General features: G+C 33.6%; 18 protein-coding genes. 7 read left to right on the forward strand and 11 right to left on the reverse strand.

What is annotated here, in order from left to right; all coding sequences use genetic code 11:
- Positions 1-157: 157 nt before the first annotated feature.
- The 5 genes from AAEO57_RS09220 (at position 158) to AAEO57_RS09240 (ending at position 9,216) form a co-directional block, all read left to right on the forward strand.
- Entirely contained in the window at positions 158-1,354 is a 1,197-nt protein-coding gene (locus AAEO57_RS09220) for a C1 family peptidase (protein WP_341691853.1), read from the forward strand.
- 151 nt (positions 1,355-1,505) lie between these two features.
- Positions 1,506-2,231: a metallophosphoesterase family protein gene (locus AAEO57_RS09225; RefSeq protein WP_341691856.1), complete on the forward strand. Its 726-nt coding sequence runs from the start codon at positions 1,506-1,508 to the stop codon at positions 2,229-2,231.
- 44 nt (positions 2,232-2,275) lie between these two features.
- A complete protein-coding gene (locus AAEO57_RS09230; protein ID WP_341691858.1) occupies positions 2,276-2,809 on the forward strand; it encodes a DUF6646 family protein in 534 nt (177 codons plus the stop codon).
- Positions 2,810-3,259: 450 nt separating this feature from the next.
- Positions 3,260-6,001, forward strand: a complete 2,742-nt coding sequence (locus AAEO57_RS09235; protein ID WP_341691860.1) for a pectate lyase family protein — start codon at positions 3,260-3,262, stop codon at positions 5,999-6,001.
- A gap of 449 nt (positions 6,002-6,450) precedes the next feature.
- Entirely contained in the window at positions 6,451-9,216 is a 2,766-nt protein-coding gene (locus AAEO57_RS09240; RefSeq protein ID WP_341691862.1) for a pectate lyase family protein, read from the forward strand.
- A gap of 77 nt (positions 9,217-9,293) precedes the next feature.
- Here AAEO57_RS09240 and amaB read toward each other — a convergent pair whose 3' ends face one another.
- On the reverse strand, positions 9,294-10,847 hold the full coding sequence (amaB, locus tag AAEO57_RS09245) for an L-piperidine-6-carboxylate dehydrogenase (RefSeq protein WP_341691864.1): 1,554 nt from the start codon (positions 10,845-10,847) through the stop codon (positions 9,294-9,296).
- A gap of 170 nt (positions 10,848-11,017) precedes the next feature.
- Between amaB and AAEO57_RS09250 the strand changes: the two genes are divergently transcribed.
- Entirely contained in the window at positions 11,018-11,977 is a 960-nt protein-coding gene (locus AAEO57_RS09250; RefSeq protein WP_341691866.1) for an MBL fold metallo-hydrolase, read from the forward strand.
- Positions 11,978-12,041: 64 nt separating this feature from the next.
- On the opposite strand, the gene AAEO57_RS09255 is transcribed toward AAEO57_RS09250, so the two are convergent.
- The 8 genes from AAEO57_RS09255 to AAEO57_RS09290 all read right to left on the reverse strand — a co-directional run bounded on the left by AAEO57_RS09255 (position 12,042) and on the right by AAEO57_RS09290 (position 19,436).
- Positions 12,042-14,207 (reverse strand): ELWxxDGT repeat protein, encoded by a 2,166-nt coding sequence (locus AAEO57_RS09255; RefSeq protein WP_341691868.1) that lies wholly within the window; start codon positions 14,205-14,207, stop codon positions 12,042-12,044.
- Positions 14,208-14,415: 208 nt separating this feature from the next.
- Entirely contained in the window at positions 14,416-15,732 is a 1,317-nt protein-coding gene (gene sufD, locus AAEO57_RS09260; RefSeq protein ID WP_286968398.1) for a Fe-S cluster assembly protein SufD, read from the reverse strand.
- Between the two features lie 118 nt (positions 15,733-15,850).
- A complete protein-coding gene (locus AAEO57_RS09265) occupies positions 15,851-16,219 on the reverse strand; it encodes a four helix bundle protein (RefSeq protein WP_341691872.1) in 369 nt (122 codons plus the stop codon).
- A gap of 47 nt (positions 16,220-16,266) precedes the next feature.
- Positions 16,267-17,013: a Fe-S cluster assembly ATPase SufC gene (gene sufC / locus AAEO57_RS09270; RefSeq protein ID WP_029271512.1), complete on the reverse strand. Its 747-nt coding sequence runs from the start codon at positions 17,011-17,013 to the stop codon at positions 16,267-16,269.
- Positions 17,014-17,077: 64 nt separating this feature from the next.
- A complete protein-coding gene (locus tag AAEO57_RS09275; RefSeq protein ID WP_341691877.1) occupies positions 17,078-17,350 on the reverse strand; it encodes a Txe/YoeB family addiction module toxin in 273 nt (90 codons plus the stop codon).
- Positions 17,341-17,547 (reverse strand): DUF2683 family protein, encoded by a 207-nt coding sequence (locus AAEO57_RS09280; protein ID WP_341691879.1) that lies wholly within the window; start codon positions 17,545-17,547, stop codon positions 17,341-17,343. Before AAEO57_RS09280 ends, AAEO57_RS09275 begins: the two co-directional genes overlap by 10 nt.
- A gap of 15 nt (positions 17,548-17,562) precedes the next feature.
- A complete protein-coding gene (gene sufB / locus AAEO57_RS09285; RefSeq protein WP_341691881.1) occupies positions 17,563-19,011 on the reverse strand; it encodes a Fe-S cluster assembly protein SufB in 1,449 nt (482 codons plus the stop codon).
- A gap of 95 nt (positions 19,012-19,106) precedes the next feature.
- Positions 19,107-19,436, reverse strand: a complete 330-nt coding sequence (locus AAEO57_RS09290; protein ID WP_341691883.1) for a HesB/IscA family protein — start codon at positions 19,434-19,436, stop codon at positions 19,107-19,109.
- Positions 19,437-19,767: 331 nt separating this feature from the next.
- Between AAEO57_RS09290 and AAEO57_RS09295 the strand changes: the two genes are divergently transcribed.
- On the forward strand, positions 19,768-20,625 hold the full coding sequence (locus AAEO57_RS09295) for an MBL fold metallo-hydrolase (protein ID WP_341691885.1): 858 nt from the start codon (positions 19,768-19,770) through the stop codon (positions 20,623-20,625).
- Positions 20,626-20,691: 66 nt separating this feature from the next.
- On the opposite strand, the gene AAEO57_RS09300 is transcribed toward AAEO57_RS09295, so the two are convergent.
- Positions 20,692-21,363, reverse strand: a complete 672-nt coding sequence (locus AAEO57_RS09300; RefSeq protein ID WP_341691887.1) for a fibronectin type III domain-containing protein — start codon at positions 21,361-21,363, stop codon at positions 20,692-20,694.
- 2 nt (positions 21,364-21,365) lie between these two features.
- A complete protein-coding gene (locus tag AAEO57_RS09305) occupies positions 21,366-26,129 on the reverse strand; it encodes a T9SS type A sorting domain-containing protein (RefSeq protein ID WP_341691889.1) in 4,764 nt (1,587 codons plus the stop codon).
- Positions 26,130-26,298: the final 169 nt, after the last annotated feature.

A 26,298-nucleotide genomic window follows, 5' to 3' on the forward strand; every position in this document is an offset into this window, starting at 1 on the left:
TGGATGCTTTTTGAAGTATTTGTAAGGATTGGATGCTTAATAAAAACATTGTATAAATATTAACTCAAAAATAATAGTTTTTTTACTTATTATTTAATTGATTTGTAACAAAAATAAAATAAGGGTTACTAATTAGGCAACTATTAAATCATTGATTATGTATAAAATTACAATGAAATCAATTTTTGCTGCATCTGTTTTTTTAGCAGGTGTCAGCGGGGGTTTCGCACAAGACATTTTAGTAAATTCACTAAAGCTTAATGCAAGTGAAAAAAGCAAAGAAAACTTTAAATTCACTGAAGTAATTAATTTAGGAACTACCTCAGTAAAATTGCAGGGTTCTTCAGGAACATGCTGGAGTTATTCTACCAATTCTTTTTTAGAATCTGAAATGATTCGTTTAGGAAAACAGCCCGTTGAATTGTCTCAGATTTTTTCAGCAAGAAATGTATATGTTGAAAAAGGAAAAAATTATGTACGTATGCACGGTGCTGTTACTTTGGGTGACGGAGGTTCTTTGCATGATGTAATTAATATGTATAAAAAATACGGAACTGTTCCGAGAGAAGTATACACAGGATTGAATTACGGAACAGATAAAAATAAATTTGCTGAAATGGCAGCTCTTATTGAAGGAGTATTAACAGCGGTTGTTAAAAACCCAAATGGGGAACTGACACCAAGCTGGGAAAAAGCCTATGCTTCTGTAATTGATTCATACTTAGGAAAAGTTCCGGATAATTTTACTTATAAAGGAAAAAATTACACGCCCCAGAGTTTCGCAAAAGAAGTAGTTGGGATCAATCCTGACGAGTATATAGAAATGTCATCTTTTACAACTGCTCCGTATTATCAAAAAACATTATTAGCTGTGCCTGACAACTGGTCATTTGATCAGGTTTATAATGTAAAAGTAAATGACATGACCGATGTTATTGATAATGCTTTGAAAAAAGGCTACACTGTGGCATGGGCAACAGATGTTAGTGAAAAAAGTTTTAGCTGGAAAAATGGTGTCGCTTATGTTTCATCAAAAAAATACGATGATATGACAGCAGAAGAAAAAGCAGACATGTTCAACGGGCCAAAAGCGGAACCGGAAATTACAGCTGAAATGCGTCAGGCAGCTTTTGATAATTATCAGACTACCGATGACCACGGAATGCACATTATTGGTCTGGCAAAAGATCAGACAGGAAAAGAATATTATATCGTAAAAAATTCTTGGGGAGAAACAAATGACTACAAAGGTTTCTTATTTGTGACAAAAAATTTCGTAAAATATAAAACAACAGCCTTAATGGTGAACAAAGGAGGAATTCCTTCTGAAATTGCCAAAAAACTAGGCGTATAATTTCGTTTGTTTTTTTAAAGCATTAATCCCGACAATCTTATAAAACAAGGTGTTTTTAAGATTGTCGGGATTTCTCTTTATTGATACAAAATAATTATCTTACGCCAATCATTTTGTATATTTTTGTAAATTCCGAATTAAATAATTATTGATGAGAACATTTGTTATAGGCGACGTTCATGGTGGTTTACTCGCCCTTGAACAAGTGATGAAAAAAGCAGAAGTTACTGAAAAAGACACTTTAATTTTCCTGGGGGATTATGTAGACGGCTGGAGTCAGTCACCACAAGTGATTGATTATCTCATTCATCTTCAGGGCAGGCAAAAGTGTATCTGTATAAGAGGAAATCATGATGACTTATTATTAGAATGGCTAAAAAACGCTAAGAATAATGAGCTCTGGTATCAGCATGGAGGAGAGGCCACTGTTTTGGCTTATGAGAAATTGAATGATGAACAAAAACAAGTTCATATAAAATTTTTGGAGTCACTGCAGGATTATTACCTCGATGAACAAAATCGCTTGTTTGTACATGCAGGTTTTACGAATTTGAATGGCGTTGAATATGAGTATTTTTCTAAATCATTTTATTGGGACAGAACCTTGTGGGAAACTGCGCTTTCATTAAATCCTGATTTAAAAGAACAAGATTTGTATTATCCTAAGCGATTTACATTATACAGAGAAATTTATATTGGGCATACACCTGTTAGCCGAATCGGTGAAACGGTTCCGATAAATAAAGCGTGTGTCTGGAATATTGATACAGGTGCCGCATTTAAGGGGCCTTTGACTATAATGGATGTAGATACAAAAGAATTCTGGCAAAGTGAGCCTTTGAACGAATTGTATTTTAATGAAAGAGGCCGAAATTAAGTTCTAAAAATTTATTTTTGTACTTTAAAAAATATTTACATTTTATGAGAAAAATTATTGCATTATTGTTTTTAGGATTATCAGTTATTAATACAAACGCACAACAGGCTTTTAAAGGAAAAGGAGATGTCAAAGTTAATGTAGGGGCAAATATACAAGATGGAGGATCAGGAATTCAGGGATCTGTTGATTTTGGTCTTGGGGAAAATTTCTCCTACGGTTTTGTGGCCACTTATTTGTTGGGAGTAAGTGAGTTTTCAGGTTTTTATAATGGAGGAACAACAGAATACCATAATGTAAAACCAGATTTTGAAGACCGTTTTGATGCTAAATTCAGAATCAATGCCAATATAGGAAATGTCTTTGATATTGATGAAAAATTAGATATTTACCCTGGTTTAAGCCTTGGATTGAAAAATTTCGGTGGACATGTGGGAGGTCGTTATTTTTTTACAGATGGCTTCGGAGTATTTACTGAGCTTGGATTTCCTATTGCAAAATATAGTGACAATGACGAAATGTTTCATCATTTAAATAATCAGTTTACGTTTAGCCTGGGAGCTTCCTTTAATTTGTAAGGAGTTTTAAAATAAAAATAGAAAGCGGTGGTTTGAATTTCAAATCGTCGCTTTTTTTTTTGTTTAAAATCTAACCCGAAACCATTTTTGATTCTGAAAGTTTATAAAATGTAAATAGTGTTAAAAAGGAATTTTTATGATAGTACTGTTTTAAAAAATAGGAATATTCCTGTTGTTCGGGTTTGTTTGTTTTTTACATCCGAATTTTTAGAAACGGATATGGACTATTTGGTATAAGTCTCTATCTACGGGCTTTTAGGCGCTATTCAAGCTACAACGTTTTAGTTAAGTTATGTTTATTTAAATCGTATATTTTTTTACTATGTGTAATTTTTTTCTAAATTTTTTTAAGATTAAAGAAAAATATTTACTTTAGTGTAATCGATTACATTTTATTTAATTGTTTTTCGATGATTTACACTAAACTATCTATTTACTTAAACCACATTTATGAAAAGAATTTTACTTTACATGGCTTTGCTTTTAATTTCAGCAAAAGTTGGAGCGCAAACAATTACAAGATCTTCAGGATGGCTTGAGTCTGCTTTTGTAGAATGGTCTCCAGCAGCAGGAGCTGACAGTTATAACGTTTATTATACTGGCGGTGGAGAAACAAACAAAAAAATTGATGAACAACTGATTCGCAGTTACGGAACCTATTTTCGTGCAGACGTGCCTGGTATTGCGGCAGGTAGTTACACTTTGACTGTGAAACCGGTTACGTCAGGTATTGAAGGGGCTGGTGCAACCACGTCTTCCTTAACTGTTTTGGCTCATGATCGAGCAGGTTTTGCTTTTAATGGAGGTCGTGTTCCGGGAGGATATAAAGCAGATGGTACGCCTAAAACTGGCGCTGTGATTTTGTATATTACTCAAAATACAAAAAACACAATTTCGATTAATATTACAGGAGCTAATGCTAATCCTTGTGTTGGTTTACAAAATATTTTATATGGAATCAAAAAAGGCAAAGATACACGTCCTTTTATTATTCGTATGATTGGAAATATTACAGATCCAGGTGTTCTTGAGGGGGGAGATGTTGTGATTGAAAATGCTAACAATGCTTCAAGTTATGTAACGCTGGAAGGTATAGGTAATGATGCGGTTGCAAATGGCTGGGGTATTCGTCTTAAAAAAGCATCGAACATAGAAATTAGGAATATTGGATTAATGTTGACCGATGCTGGTGAAGGAGATAATATAGGTCTTCAGGCTGATAATAATTACGTTTGGGTGCATAATTGTGATTTTTTTTATGGTGCACCAGGAGGAGATGCTGATCAGGTAAAAGGAGATGGGGCTTTAGATAGTAAAGAATCAACATTTGTTACGTTTTCTTATAATCACTTTTGGGATTCCGGAAAATCTAATCTTTTAGGGAATGGAAATTCGGAAACTCCGGGATATTTAACCTATCATCATAACTGGTATGATCATTCAGATAGTAGGCATCCACGTGTAAGAACTCACACTGTTCATGTCTACAATAATTATTATGATGGAAATTCAAAATATGGGGCCGGATCTACACTGGGTTCGTCTGTATTTATGGAGGCAAATTTTTTCCGTAATTGTAAGTATCCTATGCTTACTTCTGGACAAGGTACTGATAAGTATGGAGGTGCAGTAGGTACTTTCTCTGGAGATGCTGGAGGAACAATAAAAGCATTTAATAATGTTATGAGTGGACAAACACGTTATGTTGTTTATGATGCGATTACTAATCCTGTTGAATTTGATGCGATTGAAGTGACAGACAAATCGATTCCTATAAGTAACAGTATTAAGTCGAAATTAGGCGCTAATGTGTATAATAATTTTGATATTGATCCTTTGATTATGTATTCTTATACGGCAGATAGCCCGGCAGATGCAAAAACAAATACAATGACTTATGCCGGACGCATTGAAGGAGGAGATTTGAAATGGACTTTTAACAATGCTGTTGATGATGCTTTATCAGATGTGAACACAGCATTAAAAACAGCGCTAACAAACTATACAACAAAATTGGTGTCTGTTCAGGGTGAAACTGTAGCGCCTGGAAATCAAACATTAAATGTTACTACAAGTAATAACGACCAAAGTATTTCCAGTGGAAATGCAATTGTAAATATCGTCTTTACATGGGGGGGTGATGCCACTGATGCATCTGCAACAGGATTACCAAATGGAATTTCTGTTACAAAAAATACTACTGCTAAAACATTAACGCTTTCGGGAATACCAACCGAGACGAAGCAATATACAGTTACTACAACAGGAAGCGTTGGTTCGGTTGTTTCTATTTCCGGCACCATCACAATGTTGCCTCCAAGTAGTCAGGCGCTTACTTTAACTAGTAATAACAATAGCCAGACAATAACAATTGGTGCTGCTATCGCTCCGATTGTATTAACCTGGAGTGGTGATGCTGAAGATGCTGAAGTTGGTACATTGCCTGCGGGTCTTGGCTCAGTAAAGGATATGGGAGCAAGGACTATTACAATTTCTGGTACACCAACAGCTACAGGTTCAATTGCTTTTACGGTAACTACTTCGGGCAGTGCAGGAACTCCGGTTTCGGTGTCGGGAACGATTACAGTTAATGCAGTTTCTGTAGGCGATCAAATACATAATTTTACTATATCTGGAACGTCCAGTACATTTTATGCGATTACCGGATCGCTTTCAACAACTAAGGGGACTGTAAGTTATGACGGGCTAACATTGACACAATGTTTAAAGATAGAATCTAGCACGAAAATTAACTATACAACTTCTCAGCCAAGTACATTAACATTGGTGTTTGTTGAAGCTGCTCCTACTATTAAATTTGATAATGTAAACTATACGGGTTCAGGAGGACTTATAACGCTATCTGTTCCGGCGGGAAGCCATTTGATAGAAAAATATAATGTGGCAAACTTATTTTATGTAAAAACATCTTATCCAACATTAGGTTTAGGAGATAATGTTCAGGTTTCAAAATTAGCTTTATATCCGAACCCTGTTTCAGATCAATTGTTTATTTCTTCCGAAGATCAAAAGGTGAAAAATGTAATGATTTACAGTTTAACCGGAGCGGTAGTGAAAAATATTTCAAACGAGGTTGAATCGGTTGATGTTGGTGATCTTGCTTCAGGAAATTATGTGGTAAAAGTGACTACCGATCAGGGAGTTGCTACTAAAAAGATTGTCAAAAAGTAATTAAAATTATTTGTTGAAAAAAGCTTCCAATTTTTGGAAGCTTTTTTTGTGTTTTGTGTTTGCTTTTTAAATAAAGTATTGGAAGTGTTTGAGTTTTTAATTACAAAAGAGTAAGTTTTTTCTTGTTTCATTTCGTGTGTATCAAAAATTAGTTTTTCTAAAACAAAATAACTGTTTTAAGTTAATTTTTTTTAAAAAACAGACTTGAAGAGTTTGTGAGGCTATATAAAATAAGGTTTTTTAATGTGTGTAATTTATTACATTTAATGCAACAAATTACATTTTAACTATTTAAATGCTCATTTTTTTATTCAATGTGTTTTTTTAATGCTGAAATATTATGAATATTCAAATTTTATATATTTTTGCGTAATCGATTACAATTTAATATTTGTATTCGTACAAACAAACCACTTTATTAAACTATCAATTAAACCAAAACCACTAAAATGAAAAAAAAATTATTTTTTTTGACCGTTTTGTTTGCTTCCATGCAAACATGGTCACAGCAAATTAATGAGGCGGCCGGCTGGCTCGAATCTGCTTTTGTGAAATGGCAGCCTGTCAGTAATGCCCAGACTTACAATGTCTATTATACCGGAAACGGTTTTACTGACAAAAAAATTGACAATCAGTTAATCCGCAGTTATGGTTCTTATTATCGTGCGGATATCCCGGGACTTAAAGCCGGGACTTATACTGTAAAGGTTAAACCCGTAATTTCGGGTGTTGAAGGAACGGGTACTACCACAAGTACTTTGACTGTATTGGCTCAGGATCGTAATGGTTTTGCTTTTGATGGCGGCCGTGTTCCCGGAGGTTATAAAGCTGATGGTACTCCTAAGGATGGGGCGGTGATTCTGTACATTTCACAGAATACCAAAAATACGATTTCGATGGATATTACCGGGGCAAGTGCAAATCCGTGTGTGGGATTGCAAAACATTTTGTATGCCATTAAAAAAGGAAAAGATACTCGTCCTTTTATCATTCGTCTGTTAGGAAATATTACAGATATGTCAGTTATGGAAGGCGGAGATGTGGTTATCGAAAATGCCAATAACGCTTCTAGTTATGTGACTTTAGAAGGTGTTGGTAATGATGCAGTTGCCAATGGTTGGGGTGTACGTCTTAAATCAGCTTCGAATATTGAAGTTAGCAATATTGGATTCATGAACTGCAATAGTACAGCAGGTGATAATGTTGGAATGCAGCAGGACAACGATCATATCTGGGTTCATAACTGCGACTTGTTTTATGGAGATGCCGGTAGCGATGCTGACCAGATAAAAGGTGATGGCGCATTAGATAATAAGTCATCAACATACATTACATTGTCTTATAATCATTTTTGGGATAGCGGAAAAGCAAGTCTTTTAGGTTTGAGTGAAGGAACAACAACTGGTTTATATATCACATATCATCATAACTGGTTTGATCATTCTGATTCTCGCCATCCAAGGGTTCGTTATTATTCGGCTCATATTTATAATAATTATTATGATGGAAATTCAAAATACGGAGCCGGTTCAACATTAGGATCTTCTTTATTTATTGAAGGAAATGTTTTTCGTAATTGTAAATATCCTATGCTTACATCTAAACAAGGAACGGATATTTTTTATGATACTACGGGGACTTTTTCCGGAGAAGCCGGAGGTACCATTAAAGCATTTAATAATACTATGACAGGTCAGACACGTTACGTTCCTTATAATGCGACTAATTACCCTGTTGAGTTTGATGCAATTGAAACTGCAACAAGAGGTGAAGTTATAAGCAGCAGTATTAAATCAAAGCTAGGAGCGAATAGTTACAATAATTTTGATACAGATGCCGCTTTATATGTGAAAAATCTCGTTATAGACCAGCCTGCGGTAGCGCAAACTAAAGTAATGCAGTATTCAGGACGTGTTTCAGGAGGAGATTTAAAATGGACTTTTGATAATGCTGTTGATGATGCTTCGTCTACTGTAATCACAGCATTAAAATCGGCTTTGACAAATTATACAGGAACATTGGTTTCAGTACAAGGTGAAACAAGTGTTGTAAGTAATCAGACGCTTACTTCAACTAACAACAACAGTCAGACTGTAACGAGTGGTACGGCTATTAGTTCTATTGTTTTTACCTGGGGTGGAGATGCTACGGATGCTACGGTAACAGGATTGCCAGCTTCAGGAATTACTTTTGTAAAAAATACAACCGCCAAAACTATTACAATTTCAGGTACTCCAACAGCGACAGTTTCGTATTCTATTGCTACGACAGGAACAGGAACAGCTGCTACAGGATCAGGAACTATTACCGTGACGGCGGCAAGTGCCCAGACACTTACTTCAACTACAAACAATAACCAGAGTGTAACAAGCGGCACAGCTATTAGTTCAATTGTTTTTACCTGGGGCGGAAGCGCAACAGATGCTACAGTAACAGGATTGCCGGCATCGGGAATTACTTTTGTAAAAAATACAACCGCCAAAACTATTACAATTTCAGGTACTCCAACAGCAACAGTTTCGTATTCTATTACTACAACAGGAACAGGAACGGCTGCTACAGGTTCGGGCACAATTACCGTGACGGGGACATCAGCAGGAAACCAGATTCATAATTTTACAACTTCTGGAAAAACCAGTACATTCTACACTATTACCGGAAACATGAATTCCACAGCAGGTTCTGTAACATACGCAGGGCTTACATTGACGGCTCGTTTAAAAATTGAATCCAGTACATCAATTAATTATACGACAACAAGTGCATCAACTTTGACATTGGTATTTGACTCTAATTTTACAGGGACAATAAAGGTTAACAATGTGTCTTATACTGCTGTTGGAGGAATTGTGACAGTTTCGGTTCCTGCAGGAGTAAATACGATAACAAAAGGGTCTGTTGCAAACTTGTATTATATAAGTACGGCGTATAATACAACTTCACGTATGACATCAAATTTATCAGATAGTTCAAAAGATGAAGTAGTAGAGGCTAAGGCACTAACTTTATATCCAAATCCGGTTGTAAATGAGCTGAATATTGACTCAGATAAAGCGATTCAAAAAGTAGAAGTATATAACTTGACAGGAGCTTTGGTAAATTCACAAACAGGAAATAATACCAGTATTGATATGGGTAATCTTGCCAATGGCAGTTACTTGGTAAAAGTTTATGCCGAAAACAGTGTTACGACAAAAATTATAATTAAAAAATAATAACCCAACTAACTAACCATTATTTTTTAAAGTAGAAGGCTTCCGAAATCGGAAGCCTTTTATGATTTAGAACATGTTTACAAATCAAATTTTATTCCCTGTGCCAATGGCAGGCTTGTTGAATAATTAATAGTGTTAGTCTGGCGTCTCATGTAAACTTTCCATGCATCTGAACCCGATTCTCTTCCGCCTCCGGTTTCCTTTTCGCCTCCAAAAGCACCTCCAATTTCAGCACCCGAAGTTCCTATGTTTACATTTGCGATTCCGCAATCAGAACCAGTTACAGATAAAAACTTTTCAGCTTCACGCAGGTTGTTTGTCATAATGGCTGATGATAATCCTTGAGGGACACCATTTTGTTGTTCGATCGCATTTTCTACATCTCCGGAATATTTCATCAGATATAAAACCGGTGCAAAGGTTTCGTGCTGTACTATTTCGAATGAGTTTTCGGCTTCGGCAATTGCAGGTTTAACATAACAGCCACTTTCATAGCCCTCGCCTGAAAGTACACCACCTTCAACTAAAATTGTTCCGCCTTCTGCAACAACTCTGTTGAGAGCTTTTGCATACATTTCAACAGCATGAATATCAATTAATGGCCCCACATGATTGTTTTCGTCAAGCGGATTTCCGATTCTTAATTGCTTATAAGCGGTAATCAATGCCTCTTTTACCTTATCATAAATATTTTCGTGAACAATTAATCTTCTGGTTGAAGTACAGCGTTGCCCTGCAGTACCAACGGCGCCAAAAACAGCACCAATCACGGTCATTTTAATATCGGCATCAGGAGTAACAATAATAGCATTGTTTCCTCCTAATTCTAATAATGATTTGCCTAAACGTCCGGCAACAGCCTGAGCGACTATTTTTCCCATTCGTGTAGAACCGGTTGCAGAAATTAGAGGAATCCGGGTATCGGCGGTCATTAATTCGCCAATCGTATAATCGCCATTTATCAGACATGAAATACCTTCAGGCAAATTATTTTCTTTAATGACCTGAGCAATTATATTTTGACAGGCAATTCCACAAAGAGGTGTTTTTTCTGAAGGTTTCCAGACACAAACATCACCGCAAATCCACGCTAAAGCCGTATTCCATGACCAAACTGCAACAGGAAAATTAAAGGCAGAAATAATTCCGACAATTCCTAAAGAATGATATTGTTCGTACATGCGATGCCCAGGTCTTTCAGAATGCATGGTTAATCCGTGTAGCTGTCGTGATAAACCCACTGCAAAATCACAAATGTCAATCATTTCCTGTACTTCTCCGTAGCCTTCCTGTAATGATTTACCCATTTCATACGAAACCAATTTTCCAAGTGCTTCTTTGTTTTGGCGCAATTTTTCTCCAAACTGGCGCACAATTTCTCCACGCTGAGGTGCTGGAATTAAGCGAAATGTTTTAAAAGCTTCCGTTGCTGACTGCATTACCTTTTCATAATCTTCAGCTGTAGACATTTTTACAGATGCAATTAATTTTCCGTCAACTGGAGAATAGCTGTCTAAAATTTCGCCGGAAGAAAAATTTTCTACACCTGTTGATGTTCCTTCATTTATAAATTTGATGCCCAATTTTTCAAGGGCTTCATTTATTCCAAACTGAGAGGTTATTGTTGCCATTGTAACTTTTTTATTTTAAAATGTGATATTTTAATGTAAAGATATTGTTTTAGGATTGAATTTTCCATTCGAGACAAAAGTAAATTTAGCTCTAATTTTAGGATTTTCACAATTAGAAGTCGCTAAATTTGTCTTAATTGATGAAATTTGTAACTATAAAAATGTTAGGTATGAAAATTATAAAAATGCTGTTGGTTTCTTTGGTTTTAATATCAGCCAATTCATTTTCTCAAAAAAAACAAAAAGCAGCTTTTCAGGTTGTTCCTTTGGGTGTTAAGGGCGGAATAGATGAAAAAAATCTTTCAGCCTATTTAGTGGCACCTTTTAATACCACAGATTATATCTGCCTTGATGCCGGAACCATTAATTCAGGAATCGAAAAAGCTATTGAAAATAAGGTATTCAAGGTTTCAGCAAGCGAAGTTTTACGAAAATACATCAAAGGATATTTGATTTCGCACGCTCATTTAGATCATGTTTCGGGTTTGATAATTAACTCTCCGGCAGATTCTTCAAAAACAGTTTATGCTACAAAAAGGTGTATGGAAATGATGGAAAACCATTATTTTAATGACCAGACCTGGGCTAATTTTGGCGACGAAGGACCGGGTTTCCATATTAAGCGGTATCATTTTCAGACTTTAAATATTGGTGAAGAAACTCCAATTGCCAATACGACAATGACGGTAAAAATTTTTACTTTAAGTCATGTCAATCCTTTTGAAAGTACTGCTTTTTTAGTTAAAAACAACGATGCTTTTGTTTTATACCTTGGTGATACAGGGCCTGACGCAGTAGAGAAAAGCAATAATTTAAAAGAGTTATGGACGGCGGTTGCGCCATTAGTTCAGAACAAAAAATTAAAAGGCATTTTTATAGAAGTTTCATTCCCGAATGAACAGCCGGATCAGTTTTTATTTGGTCATCTGACACCAAAATACTTGATGGACGAACTTCATGAATTAGAGAAACTGGCAGGTAAAGATTCTTTAAACGGATTTAAAATAGTAGTTACACATTTGAAACCGCCTGCAAAAAATATTGTAAAAATTAAAGAACAGTTGAAAATTCAGAATGATTTGGGATTGAAATTTATTTTTCCTGAACAGGGGAAAAGTTTTGAATTGTAATTTTTCAAATTAAAAAAAAGCCGACAAATTTTAAACTTGTCGGCTTGCAATGGAAATAAATATGTTATTTTTTGATTATTTTTTTCACAGCCTTTCCTTTCTCACTGTCAATTTTTACAAAGTAAATATTGGCAGGTAAATTAGAAATATTTACAGAATCCTGCTCCTGAATATTTTTTGTCAGAAGAACTTTTCCATTAATATCTATCAGGGTTAGTTTTGCATTGTCAGCATTGAATAAATTGATTTGTACCTCTTCTGTTGCAGGATTTGGATAGATTGCAAATTCAGGACGTTTAATATTGTCATTCGTACCTAAATCAATACCACTTGTTTTTACAAAATAACCTCCAAAACCAGTAGTTTCAAAACTAATTTCCCAACGGTTTAATGCAGCATTCCATACAACATCACTGTCTGTTGGATCTATTTCAGCACTGGTTACGCCATAAGAATCAGGTAAACCATCAACTGTTGTACCAGTATATTTTTCGATTCTAAGATTTGATTTCCCTGTATTATCTGAATCATTAGAAGGCAGCATAGATGATGAATTGACAGCATTATAGGCATCAAATTCTTCCTGAGTAAAATATAAGGTAATTTTTGCTGTAGCAGTTGTGGGATTAGTTGCCGGATTTAATTCATAATGGCGTTTTACATAATTTGCAGGTTGTGAGTTTTCTATCCAGATTTTAGAACTTACCTCTCCGCTTACAGGGTTTGCTCCAATAGCATTTACAGTAGATAGTAAAGAATTGAAAATATCACATTGACATGAAGCTGTATTAGGAGACACTTGAATCTGAGTGTTAAAATAAGTTGTGTTTCCTATAATACTAACTTCTTTATTGGAAGTTGTACAATTGTCTAATTTCCACAATTCCTGGCCATAACTAAAATTGTTGTGCGCTACATTTGCTGTAAAATATAATGTACCATTCGCATTGATTAAATAAGCAGGGCTTGAATGCCCAGAGCCGGGATTAATATCTTTTATCAATATTGTCCCTGCTGCTGTGCCATCAGACTTCCATAATTCTTGCCCATTTGCAGCATTAATTGCGCTAAAATAAAGTACGCCGCCTAAATTGGTTAAAAATTGTGGATAAGAATATCCTGAACCTGAATAAATATCTTTTACCAAAACTGTACCAGCTTCTGTACCATCAGATTTCCATAGTTCGGTACCATTTGAAGCATCAGTTGCGCCAAAAAAGAATGTGCCATTTATATTGGTAAAACTTTCACCCATAACGACATTGGTATCTTTTATAAGTACTGTGCCTGCTTCTGTACCATCAGATTTCCACAATTTTGGTCCATTACCACTATTGGCACTAAAAAAAAGTGCGCCGTTTATATTGGTTAAATTACTAATAGCAGGACTTCCGGAGCCTGGTACAATTTCTTTTACCAATACTGTACCAGCTGCAGTACCATCAGATTTCCATAATTCTTCACCACTTGTGTCATTGCTGGCCCCAAAAAAAAGAGTACCGTTTACATTCGTTAAATAATATGGATTTGAATTTCCTGGACCCGCATTGATGTCTTTTATTAATATTGTACCGGCTATTGTACCATCAGACTTCCATAATTCTTTACCATTTGCATCACCGGCTTTAAAGAATAGCGTGCCATTTATATTGGTTAAATATTCTGGAGAAGAATCACCAGAACCTATATTGATATCTTTTACAAGTACCGTACCTACAGTTGTTCCATCAGATTTCCATAATTCTTTGCCATTTGTAGCATCAGTTGCATTAAAATAAAGTGTACCATTCACATTACATAAATTTTGAGGATTTGAATTTCCTGTTCCAAAATTTATATCCTTGACAAGTACCGTTCCTGCTTCAGTTCCGTCAGATTTCCACAATTCTGAGCCATTTACATCATCAGTTGCATTAAAAAAGAGCGTGCCATTTACATTGGTTAATTTTTGTGGGAAAGAATTTCCAGCACCTGGGTTAAGATCTTTTACTAATACAGTGCCAGAAGTAGTACCATCTGTCTTCCATAATTCATTACCATTTGTCGCTGTAGTAGCTGTGAAATAAGTAATTCCTCCTATCACTACGAAATTTTGAGGATTGGAACTTATATTTTTTCCTGAATTGTTTATTACTTTAATGATGTGGGGAACTTGTGAATGAACTGCTACACAACAAAATAAAGTAAATAGAAGAGAAAAGCGGTTTTTAAAAAAGTAGTTTTTTTTCATAGACATTAAATAGTTTTTGGATTTTTACAAAATTATATATTTTTTGTTTTTAAAATAATTGGTTAGCAGCATTTTATATGTAATGTTGATTGTGTGTTTTTAGTCCAGATAAACACAAAAAAATGGTTTGCAAATAGGTTATTTTGATAAAAAAATACCCGACAAGTTTTTGAAACCTGTCGGGTATAATATTATAAAATGGATTTTTTTACAAATCGAATCCTAAATTCACGCCTAATTTTGTCGCAATGATTTTAGTAATTCTTTGTTTTAATTCCGGTATTTTGATGCTTTCAATAACGGCATTTGAGAATGCGTACATCAATAAAGCTTTAGCTTCTTTTTTCGGGATTCCACGAGACTGCATGTAGAACATGGCTGTTTCATCAAGCTGTCCAACAGTACATCCGTGAGAACATTTTACATCATCAGCAAAAATTTCCAATTGAGGTTTTGCGTTGATAGTCGCTTTGTCACTCAGTAAAATATTGTTGCTTTTTTGGAAAGCATTTGTTTTTTGAGCTTCTTTTTCAACTAAAACTTTTCCGTTGAAAACTCCTGTTGAGCGATCAGAGAAAATTCCTTTATAATCCTGGAAACTTTCACAGTTTGGCTGTGCGTGGTTTACCAAAGTGTAATGATCAACGTGCTGTTTGTCATTTAAGATAGAAATTCCATTAAGCGTACTTGTTAATCTTTCTCCAAAATGGTAAAAGTTCAAGTTGTTACGAGTTAAATTTCCACCAAATGAAAACGTATGAACATAAGCATGGCTTTCTTGTTGCTGAGAAACATAAGTGTTGTCAATTAAATTCGCTTCGCTGTTGTCGTTTTGAATTTTGTAATAATCCACAATGGCACGTTTTTGAGCAAAAATCTCTGTAACAGAATTCGTTAAAACCGGATTTTCATTCAAACTTTGGTGACGCTCAATAATTTGAACATGTGAATTTTCACCCACAATAACCAAATTTCTTGGTTGAACCATTAAAGCAGACTCGTTTCCAGTTGAGAAATACATAATCTCAATTGGTTTATCCGCTACTTTTTTCTTCGGAATATTGATAAACGCACCTTCAATTGCAAAAGCCGTATTCAATGAAGTCAAGCTGTCATCTTTGCTTGCAATCTGATTAAAGTACGTATCAATAACCATTTTATATTTTGGTTTTGTCAATGCAGATGACATTAAGCAAACATCGATTCCGTCATGCGTTGTAGAAGACAAATGCGAACTGAAAACGCCATCAATAAATACTAATTTGTACGTATCAATTTCGTGTAAAAAATATTTTTTTACCTGATTGAATTCGATTGCATTTTCCTGCTTTGGAAAAACCGTAAAGTCATTTTTTAAGATGGCGTTTAACGATGTATATTTCCAGGCTTCTTCTTTTTTGGTTGGGAAACCTTTATTTTCGAAGTTTTTTAAGGCATTTGTGCGTATGTCATGTAAATCTGAATGCACATCTACACGCTCTTCAAAAGCCATAAAAGACGATACTAATTTTTCTTTTAAATCCATTTTGTTTTTTAGTCTTAAAGTCGAAAGTCGAAAGTCGAAAGACTTTAGATTGTCGACTATTTTTGTGAAAAAATCATAAATTAAGTTGAGTCTAAAAAAGACTTTATAACTTTTGACTTTATGACTTTTGACTCAAATATTTAATGAAACCGCTTAATAATTTCGATATTTCAGTTACCAAATTTAAAAGCATTTCAAATTCTTCTTTTATAATATATTCTAAATCAAAAGCTAAATATAATTGAGATCTAACTTCTCCTGCTGATGCTTTGGCTACATATAAAAAATAAACAAACTCTTTATCTGTATTTCTTTCAAAACCTTCTGCTATATTTGATGATATAGAAAGTGATGCGCGTCTTATTTGTCTAACAAAATCAAAGTCCCTTTTGAAATTAGAATTTTCAGTAATCAAATATATTTTCTTATTGAAGATTCGAGATTTTTGCCAAGAATTTATTTCCTCAAAAGATTTGAACTTACTCATATTGTATTTTCGACTTTATGACTTTTGACTTTCGACTTTCAGACTGACTAATTCTCTGCCTTAATCCAGTCGTATCCTTTTTCTTCTAATTCGTAAGCTAGTTCTTTTCCGCCAGATTTTACGATTCTCCCGTTGTAAAGAACGTGAACGAAATCCGGAACGATATAATCTAACAAACGTTGGTAGTGCGTGATCACAATGATAGCATTTTTATCGCTTTTTAATTTGTTAACTCCATTAGCTACAATTCTTAAAGCATCGATATCAAGACCAGAATCGGTTTCGTCAAGGATGGCTAATTTTGGCTCTAACATTGCCATTTGAAAAATCTCGTTTCTTTTTTTCTCTCCTCCGGAAAAACCTTCGTTTAAAGAGCGAGATAAAAATTTACGGTCAATTTCTAATAGTTCAGATTTCTCACGAATCACTTTTAGCATTTCGTTTGCAGGCATTTCTTCCTGACCGTTTGCTTTACGAGTTTCGTTGATAGCAGTTTTCATGAAGTTAGTAACGCTAACTCCTGGAATTTCTACCGGATATTGAAACGAAAGGAAAACGCCTTTGTGTGCTCTTTCTTCCGGAGCTAAATCAGCAAGATCTTCTCCGTCAAGGATAACCTCTCCATCTGTAACTTCGTAGTTTTCGTTTCCTGCGATAACAGCAGAAAGTGTACTTTTTCCGGAACCGTTTGGTCCCATTATCGCGTGAACTTCTCCAGCTTTAACTTCTATATTAATTCCTTTTAGGATTTCTTTATCACCAATTGAGGCGTGAAGGTTTTTTATTGATAACATCTTTTTTATTTGAAAATTAGATAATTTGAAATTCGAAAATTTCAAGATTGTCACTTTTTTGTTTTTATTCGTAATGTCCTTTCAGAGAAAGTAAATTTAGTATTTCAATTGTATCTTCGTCTATGATTTCATAAACTAATCTGTGTTCTCTATCAATTCGTCTTGACCAAACTCCAGATAAATCATATTTTAATTGTTCTGGTTTTCCAATTCCATCAAAAGGATGAAGTTGTATGTCTTCAATCAAAGCATTAATCTTTTTAAGGATATTTTTATTTCCGGATTTGACCCAAAAATCTAAATCTTTTTTAGCTTTTGGAGTAAATATTATTTGCATAAAGCTTTTAATTCCTCCATTGTCATTTTAATGCCTCTACCTTCTTTTATGTCTTTTTGGCCTTGTAAAATCTCTTTTACAAATTCTGGATTATATGGTTTTTCTTTCTCTTCAACAATTTCAAAACCAAGAGATTTTGCCAGTGATTTTAAAACTGGAAAATCTTTTTTCTTTACATTTTTTAAGATGATATCCATATATTCTAATTTTTATTATCCCACAGATCCTTCTAAAGAAATCTCTAATAATTTTTGAGCTTCAACAGCAAATTCCATCGGAAGTTTATTCAATACATCTTTACTGAAACCGTTTACAATCAAGGCAATCGCTTTTTCAGTTGGGATACCTCTTTGGTTGCAATAAAAAACCTGATCTTCTCCAATTTTACTCGTAGTGGCTTCGTGCTCGATTTTAGCCGATGGATTTTTACTTTCGATATAAGGAAAAGTATGTGCTCCACAATTGTTACCCATTAAAAGAGAATCACATTGTGAAAAGTTTCTTGCATTCTCAGCTCTTGGGCTAATTTGCACTAATCCACGGTAACTGTTTTGTGATTTTCCAGCCGAAATACCTTTAGAAATAATAGTCGATTTAGTATTTTTTCCTAAATGGATCATTTTTGTCCCAGTATCTGCTTGTTGGTAATTATTGGTAACGGCAATAGAATAAAATTCTCCTACCGAATTATCTCCTTTAAGTACACAAGAAGGATATTTCCAGGTTACAGCAGAACCTGTTTCAACCTGTGTCCAAGAAATTTTAGCGTTTGTTTCGCATAAACCTCTTTTAGTTACGAAGTTGTAAACTCCACCTTTTCCTTCTTTGTTTCCAGGAAACCAGTTTTGAACGGTAGAATATTTAATTTCTGCATTATCCAAAGCGATTAATTCAACCACAGCGGCGTGTAATTGATTTTCGTCACGGCTTGGAGCTGTACATCCTTCAAGGTAAGAAACGTAGCTTCCTTCATCAGCAATAACCAGGGTTCTTTCGAATTGTCCGGTTCCTGCCTGATTGATTCTGAAATACGTTGAAAGTTCCATTGGGCATTTAACGCCTTTTGGAATATAACAGAAACTTCCGTCAGAGAAAACGGCTGAGTTTAATGCTGCGTAGAAGTTGTCTTTTTGAGGTACAACAGTTCCTAAATATTTTTTTACTAATTCAGGATGTTCTTTGATAGCTTCAGAAATGGGACAAAAAATAATTCCTTTTTCAGCTAAAGTTTTCTTGAAAGTTGTTGCTACAGAAACAGAATCGACAACAATATCCATAGCGACATTGTTCATCATTTTTTGTTCGTCAACAGAAATTCCAAGTTTTTTATACATCTCTAATAATTCTGGATCAACATCATCCAAAGTTTTATTAGGATCTACTTGTTTTGGAGCCGAATAGTAAGAGATTGCCTGAAAATCTGGTTTTTCGTATTGTACGTTTGCCCATTCTGGCTCGATCATTTCTTTCCAAGCACGGAAAGCCTCGATGCGCCATTCGGTCATCCATTCAGGTTCTTCTTTTTTAAGAGAAATAGCTCTTACAATTTCTTCGTTTAAGCCAATAGGAAAAGTCTCAGATTCTATATTGGTATAAAATCCGTACTCATATTCTTTAGTTTCCAGTTCGATTTTTAAATCGTCTTCGGTGTATTTGCTCATTGTTTTTTTATTGAAAGATTTAAAAATCGAAGGATTTAAATAAAATCACTTTGGTAATTTTTAAATCTTTAAATTTTGCAATCATTTAATTATTTTTAAAGAGAGAATGATTCTCCACATCCGCAAGTTCTGCTTGCGTTAGGGTTATTGAAAACGAATCCTTTTCCGTTTAATCCGCCTGAGAATTCTAAAATTGTTCCGGCTAAATAAAGGAATGATTTTTTTTCAACTGCGATTTGTATATCATTGTCTACGAATATTTTGTCATCATCGCCTTTGGTTTTATCAAATTTTAAATCATAAGACAAACCAGAGCATCCGCCGCTTTTCACCCCTACACGTACGTAGTCATGTGCGGCATCAAAACCATCATCATTCATTAAATCGATGATTTTCTTTTTGGCTGTATCAGAAACTTTTATCATTGTTTATGTATTTGTATTTTTCTTTCGTTTTTTAATCCAAATCAAAAAAATATTGTTTTTTTAAAATGCTGGATTTCAATGCTGAAATGAAATTATTTGCAAAGATACGACTTAAAAACCTTTTTCCATAACGGTTCACATTATTATAACAAATGTTAAAATAGATATAAGTTATTTAAATTCTTAATCGTTAAGGTTTTTCTTAAGAATCAGATTAAAACGGTTTTAATTTAGATATTGATGGAATTCTTATTTGCGTTAAAATTTTCGTTAATTTGAGGAATAAAAAATTGTATTTCCTAGTTTTGTTTTACCATAGAAATTGAAACACATGAAACTTTATCCTATAGAATCAGGAAATTTTAAATTAGACGGAGGCGCCATGTTTGGTGTTGTACCAAAAACAATCTGGAATAAAACTAATCCTGCTGATGACAATAATTTAATTGATATTGCAGCGCGCTGCCTCCTTATCGAAGATGGAAACCGCCTGATTTTAATTGATACCGGAATGGGGGACAAACAATCTGAGAAATTTTTCGGCTATTATTCGCTTTGGGGATCACATTCTATAGATAAATCTTTGGCAAAATATGGTTTTCACCGAAATGACATTACAGATGTTTTTATGACACATCTTCATTTCGATCACTGTGGAGGAAGTGTACAATGGAATTCTGACAAAACCGGATATGAACCTGCTTTTAAAAATGCTAAATTCTGGACTAATGAAAATCATTGGGAATGGGCAACAAAACCAAATGCCCGCGAAAAAGCTTCTTTTCTGACGGAAAACATTTTGCCGATGCAGGAAAGTGGTCAGCTGAATTTTGTTGAAAGACCCAACAGTGATTTTGGCTTCTCAAAAGAATTGGATTTTGATATTTACTACGTCGACGGTCATACCGAAAAACAAATGATTCCACACATTCAATATCAGGATAAAACCATAGTTTTTTGTGCCGATTTATTAGCGACTGCCGGACATATTCCGCTTCCTTATGTTATGGGATATGATACAAGACCGCTACTGACAATGCCCGAAAAGGCAAAATTGCTAAATGCAGCTGCCGACAAAAACTATTATTTGTTTTTAGAACATGACGCCCATAAACAGATTATTACGGTAGAGCATACTGAAAAAGGAGTGAGGTTAAAAGAGGTTTTTACTTGTGAAGATATTTTTTAAGACAAACCATAAAAAAATCCCGCTTTCAGATAATTTTGAAAGCGGGATTTAAATTATACAAAGAGATTAATTGGTTTTGAATTTCCAAACTTGGCCAATGGTTTCACTTCCGTTATTATCTTTTACGACTACTCTCCAAAAGTATTCTTTACCAGGTTCCAATGTCACTTCAAGTGTTGTAGTGGTATTTTTTTCGCTGATTTTTTTTGTAGGCGGATTTGCAGTACCAAAATACACATCATAACTAAGATTATCGCCGTCATAATCGGCAGCTTCCCATTTTAAAGTAGTCTTAGTTGGATTTAAAGCAGTATTCATTTCAGGTGCTTTCAGTTCCGGTGCTTCTGGCAAATAATTATAAACAGTTTCTCCTTCTGTATAGAATTTATAAGTTTTACTGTAGTTACTGGATAAACCTTCTGAATTAGTGCTTTTAATTCTCCAGTAATAAGTTGTATTCTTTTCTAAACCTATTTCTGTAGAATTAGATTCGGTTTCTACTGTTTCTATAATTTCTTTGAATTGATTGTCTGCAGCTATTTCTATTTGATACATAAAATAGTCATTACTTTGATCTTGAATTTTCTCCCACTCAAAAAAAACGTAATCATTAACGCACACTTCATTATTTGCAGGTGACAGTATTACAGGAACGCCGTTATTATTTTCCTCCTCGTCTCCTTTGCTGCAAGCCATTAATAAAAAGACTAAGATGGATGAGTATATAAATTTTTTCATTTTTATTTTTTTATAATTTTTACAGTTTTGATAGTATCTAAGTAAACGGTAGCAAAATATACTCCCTGAGGTTCATTTTCAAGTGTCAGTTTAGCTATTCCGTTGTCTAAAATGTATTTTTTATTCGAAACGACACGGCCATCCAGAGTGTTTATTTGTATAATAATTTCCTCTTTTGATGTAGGGACATTAATGTAAAATTGACCTGAAGTTGGATTTGGGTAAGCAGAGACCATTATATCTAATTCAGAAATATCTTTTGCATATACTCCTTCACAGGCTTTTGCTGTTTTTACTTCTAGCAAACGCCCTTTTTTAGCAGTAATAGAAAAATTGGTTTCCTGGGTTTCAAATTGTTCTATACCATCTACAAAAACGGTGTAAGGAGCTGTTCCTTCTGTGATTTCTACATTTACTTCTTTAGATGAAACACTTGATTTTCCTGAAATGGTTGATGCTTTTTCAATGGTAAAATTATATTTCTGCTCAAAATTTTCATCCGGAATGGTAATTACAACAGAGTAGTTTCCGGGAGCTAAATTTTCGAGGTTTAAGGAGTTATCTGTAAATGCTTTTGTTTGTCCGTTTATATTTGCCACATAAGGATAGGATGCTTTTCCGGATATATTTATCCCTCCATTTTTTTGATTCACACAAGATTCACTTCTGGTTTCAACGGAGAAATTGTTTGCAGGAATATTTAAGTCGCAAAACAAAGAATAAGAAGCTGTGTTATCTTTTTTAGCCGCCCAATTCGTATTAGAATACGATTCATTATCTACCTTAATACAGCTTAAATCTGGATTATTTTTAAAATTAATGGCAGCAGAATTAAATTTGGTATTATTCCCATTCTTTAAGTTTAAGACAGTTAACTTGTTAGAGGAACAATCTAAGTCGGTTAAAGACTTATTTGAACTAATATTTATTGAAGTTAACAGATTTGAACTGCCAAAAAGTTGTTTTAAAGCTGTGTTTTTAGAAACATCTAACTGCGTTAATTTGTTTGTAGAGACATTTAATGACTCCAAAAGTGTTAATTTAGATAGATCTACATTAGTTACCTGGTTGTTATTTGCGGTTACGGTTTTCAATTTCGTATTTTCAGATATACGCAAATTGAATATTTTATTATCAGAGCAAATTAAAGACTGTAATTCGGTAAAACCTTCTAAATATAAACTACTCAATTTATTAACTGAACAATCTAAATATTGTAATTGATTACCTCCTAAAGACAAACTAGTAAATTCATTAGTATTACAAGACAGAGAGGTTAGCGCTTTATTGTTTTGAAGATTTACATAGTATAATTTATTTGAATTACAATTTAATTTAGTAAGAGCAACGTTTTTATCTAACTCTAATCTTGTGAATTGATTTGAGGATAAATCTAATTCCTTTAATGCAATACATTTTTCTAATACTAAATCCGTTAATTGGTTCGTACTACAATTTAAGTTTACTAGCGTTGGGTTCTGGTCTAAATCTAATGTTTTTAATACATTATTATAACAATTTAAAGTTGATAAAGCCTTGAATCCATGAAGTCCCGTCAGGTTTGTGATGGAGCTATTTGACACATCCAAAGAAGTTAATTTTTCAATACTTGAATTATTGACAATACCATTTTTTCCATCAGTATCAATACCCAGAGCAATTAATTTATCTTCAAATTTTGTATCTGGAATAACTGTAACCGATGTACAATCATAAGTAGTAAACATAGCATTCTGGCCTAATAGGCTTTTCCATTTCGTATTTGCATACACAACATCATCTACAGTGATACAAAAAAGCGGGTTTGAATATATACTTAAATAGCTAAGATTGGTATTGTTTCCGTTTTTTATATTTAATTGGGTCAGATTATTATTTGAACATGATAAACGGGTTAAAGCTTTGTTTTTGCTCAAATCCAAACGTGTAAGATTATTTGAAGTACAAGCTAGTTCGGATAAATTTGTATTATTACTTATGTTTAAGTTGGTGATTTTATTGAAACTACACTCTAACTTTACTATGTTAGGATTTTTACTTAAATCGAGAGTGGTTAACTTATTATTATAACAACTCAAAGTGGTCAACGCTTCGAAATCTTGAATTCCGGTTAAATCTGTAATTTCCGAATAACCAATGTTTAAAGTTTTTAACTCATTAATATTGATTGTAGGTATTTTTCCATTAAGCTCTGTGTCATATCCCAAAGCGATTAATTTAGCTTCAAACTTAGCATCTGGAATTATGGTGTAAATGGTGCAGTCTAAACTAAACTTATCTTTAGTCTGCTGGCTTGTGGTCACTGTTTTTTTTGCTACTTCGATATCTGCTACTAAAATACATCTCAAAAGAGTATTATTATCACAGTTTAAGTTATTTAATGTCGGATTTTTGGATATATCAATGTTGTCGAATAAATTATTGGAACAATTTAAGCTTGTTAGAGACTTGAAGCCTTCTAAACCGATAAGATCAGTCAGGGAACTATTGGAAACATCCAAAGTCGTTATATTGGCGATACTTGAATTCAAAACAATTCCATTTTTTCCATCAGTATCAATACCCAGAGCAATTAATTTATTTTCAAATAGTTCACTTGGGATTTGGGTGAGAGTTAAACAGTCATAAATGCTAAAAATGGCATTAGTATCTTTGGAGTTAATCCAGGTGGTATTCGCAGTAGTAACATCGTCAACAGCAATACAAGTAAGATTGGGATTTATTAAACATTTAAAACTTTTAAAATTGCTTGTTTTGTTTTTTATGTTTAGGTAAGTTAACTGGTTGGAAGAACAATCCAGTTGTAATAATTTTGTGTTTTTACTGACATCTAAGGAAGTTATTTTGTTGTTGTCGCAGTATAAGTAATTTAATTCTGGCAGGTTTCCCGTGCTCAAATTTGATAAATTGTTCTTTGAAACACTCAACGAAGTTATTTTTGTGGCGTTGTTAATATCTATATTTTCAATTTGATTACTACTGAATGCCAATGTTTGTAAAGAAGTGTTTTTACTCACATCTAAACTGGTAAGTTTATTTCCGGAAGCATTAAGTCCAGTTAGTTTTTCATTTTTGCTTACATCTAAATTTGCAATTTCGTTATTAGCACACACCAGAGTTTGTAAATCTTTATTTTCCGTTGTGTTTAAACTAGTAATTTGATTGTAAGCACAATTTAAAAAAATCAATTTGGTGTTTTTAGATATATTCAGATTCTTTATTTTATTGTTACCGCATTCCAGAGTCGTTAATTCTGTATTTTTGGTAATATCAAGGTCACTTATATTGTTGTTGCTAAATGCTAAATTATTTAGTTTAGTGCTGTTACTTACATCAATGGAGGATACAGCATTTGAAACAAATGAAAGATTAGTTAAATCTGTGTTTTTGCTCACATCCAAACTGGTCAGCTCATTTCTGTCCAGTTCTAAATTAACTAAACTGCTACTAAGCTTTATAGTCTTTACATCATTGTCTGTACAATATAAATTCTTTAAATTTAAGTTGTTGCTTACGTCTAAAGTAGTTGCATAATGATTGTACGAACAATTCAAAGTGGTTAAGTTTGTAAAGTCCTGAATTCCGGTAAAATCAACAATGCCACTGCTTCTAAGATTTAAATCTTTGATTTTATTTATTTTTGATGTAAGAACTCTTCCGTCTGCAACGTCATCTAATCCTAAAGAGATTAATTTTTCTTCAAATTTAGCATCAGGTATTAAAGTGTAAGCTTTGCAATCTAAATTGAATTTGTCTTTAGCCTCTTGACTAGTAGTTATATTTGCTTTTGCAGTAGCAATATTAGCAACCTGTATACAGGTTAATGTTGCATTATTAGAACAATTTAAACTTGTTAACGCTGTGTTTTTGGAAAGATCAATACTTTTTAATGAATTATTCGAAACATTTAAAGTTGTAAGTCCTTTAAATCCTTCTATACCTGTCAGATCAGTTAATGAACTATTAGAAACATCTAATGTTGTTATTGTTTCAATACTGGAATTTAATACTAACCCATTTTTACCATCGGTATCAATACCAAGCGCAATTAATTTATCCTCAAACAGAGGATTAGAAATTGATGTTGTAGCTGCACAATCATAAGTAACAAAAACTGTACTATCATCTTTTTGATTAGCCCATTTAGTGTTTGCATAAGCTACGTCATCCACACTAATACAAGTAAGGAATGGATTATTTCTTAAATTTAAAATTCCGAGTGTAGTATTCTTTCCGTTTTTTAAATTTATAGATGTCAAAAGATTATCATTACAATAAAAAGCGGTTAATTTTGAATTATTACTGATATTCAAACTGTTTATTTTATTGTAATGGCATTGTAAAGTAGTCAAAGCAGTATTTTTACTTACATCTAAACTAGTTAAGAAATTATTGTAACACTGTAAATTTGCTAATGCAGTATTATTAGAGATATTTAAAGTTGTTAACTGATTATTATAACAAAACAGACTGATTAAAGCAGTGTTTTTGGAAACATCAAGAGTCGTTAGCTCATTAGCACCAACATTTAAGCTTGTTAGTGCTGTAAAATCCTGAAGTCCTGTTAAATCTTTTATGGAAGAAAATGAAATAGATAAGCTCTTCACTGTATTAATGTTTGAAGTTAATACTTTGCCATCAGCAGCATCATCAAGTTTTAATGCTATCAATTTGGCTTCGAATTTAGGATCGGGGATAGCGGTGTATTGAGCATATGCACCTGCATTTACTAAGAATAAAAGAAAAAAAAGAAATTTTGGTTTCATGATTTATAGGGTAAGTTTTAAGTTACAAAAATAAAATGCACAAAAAAGTTACACATCACTATAAATAATGATTTTTAATCTTTAGGAGTTTTGTATAGTGATTTTTTTATTGAAAATGAGTCGTTTATGAATTATTGAAGAGTTGGCAGTAATGAAAATACAATAAACG

The organism is Flavobacterium calami (assembly GCF_038290035.1).
GTDB lineage: Bacteria > Bacteroidota > Bacteroidia > Flavobacteriales > Flavobacteriaceae > Flavobacterium > Flavobacterium calami.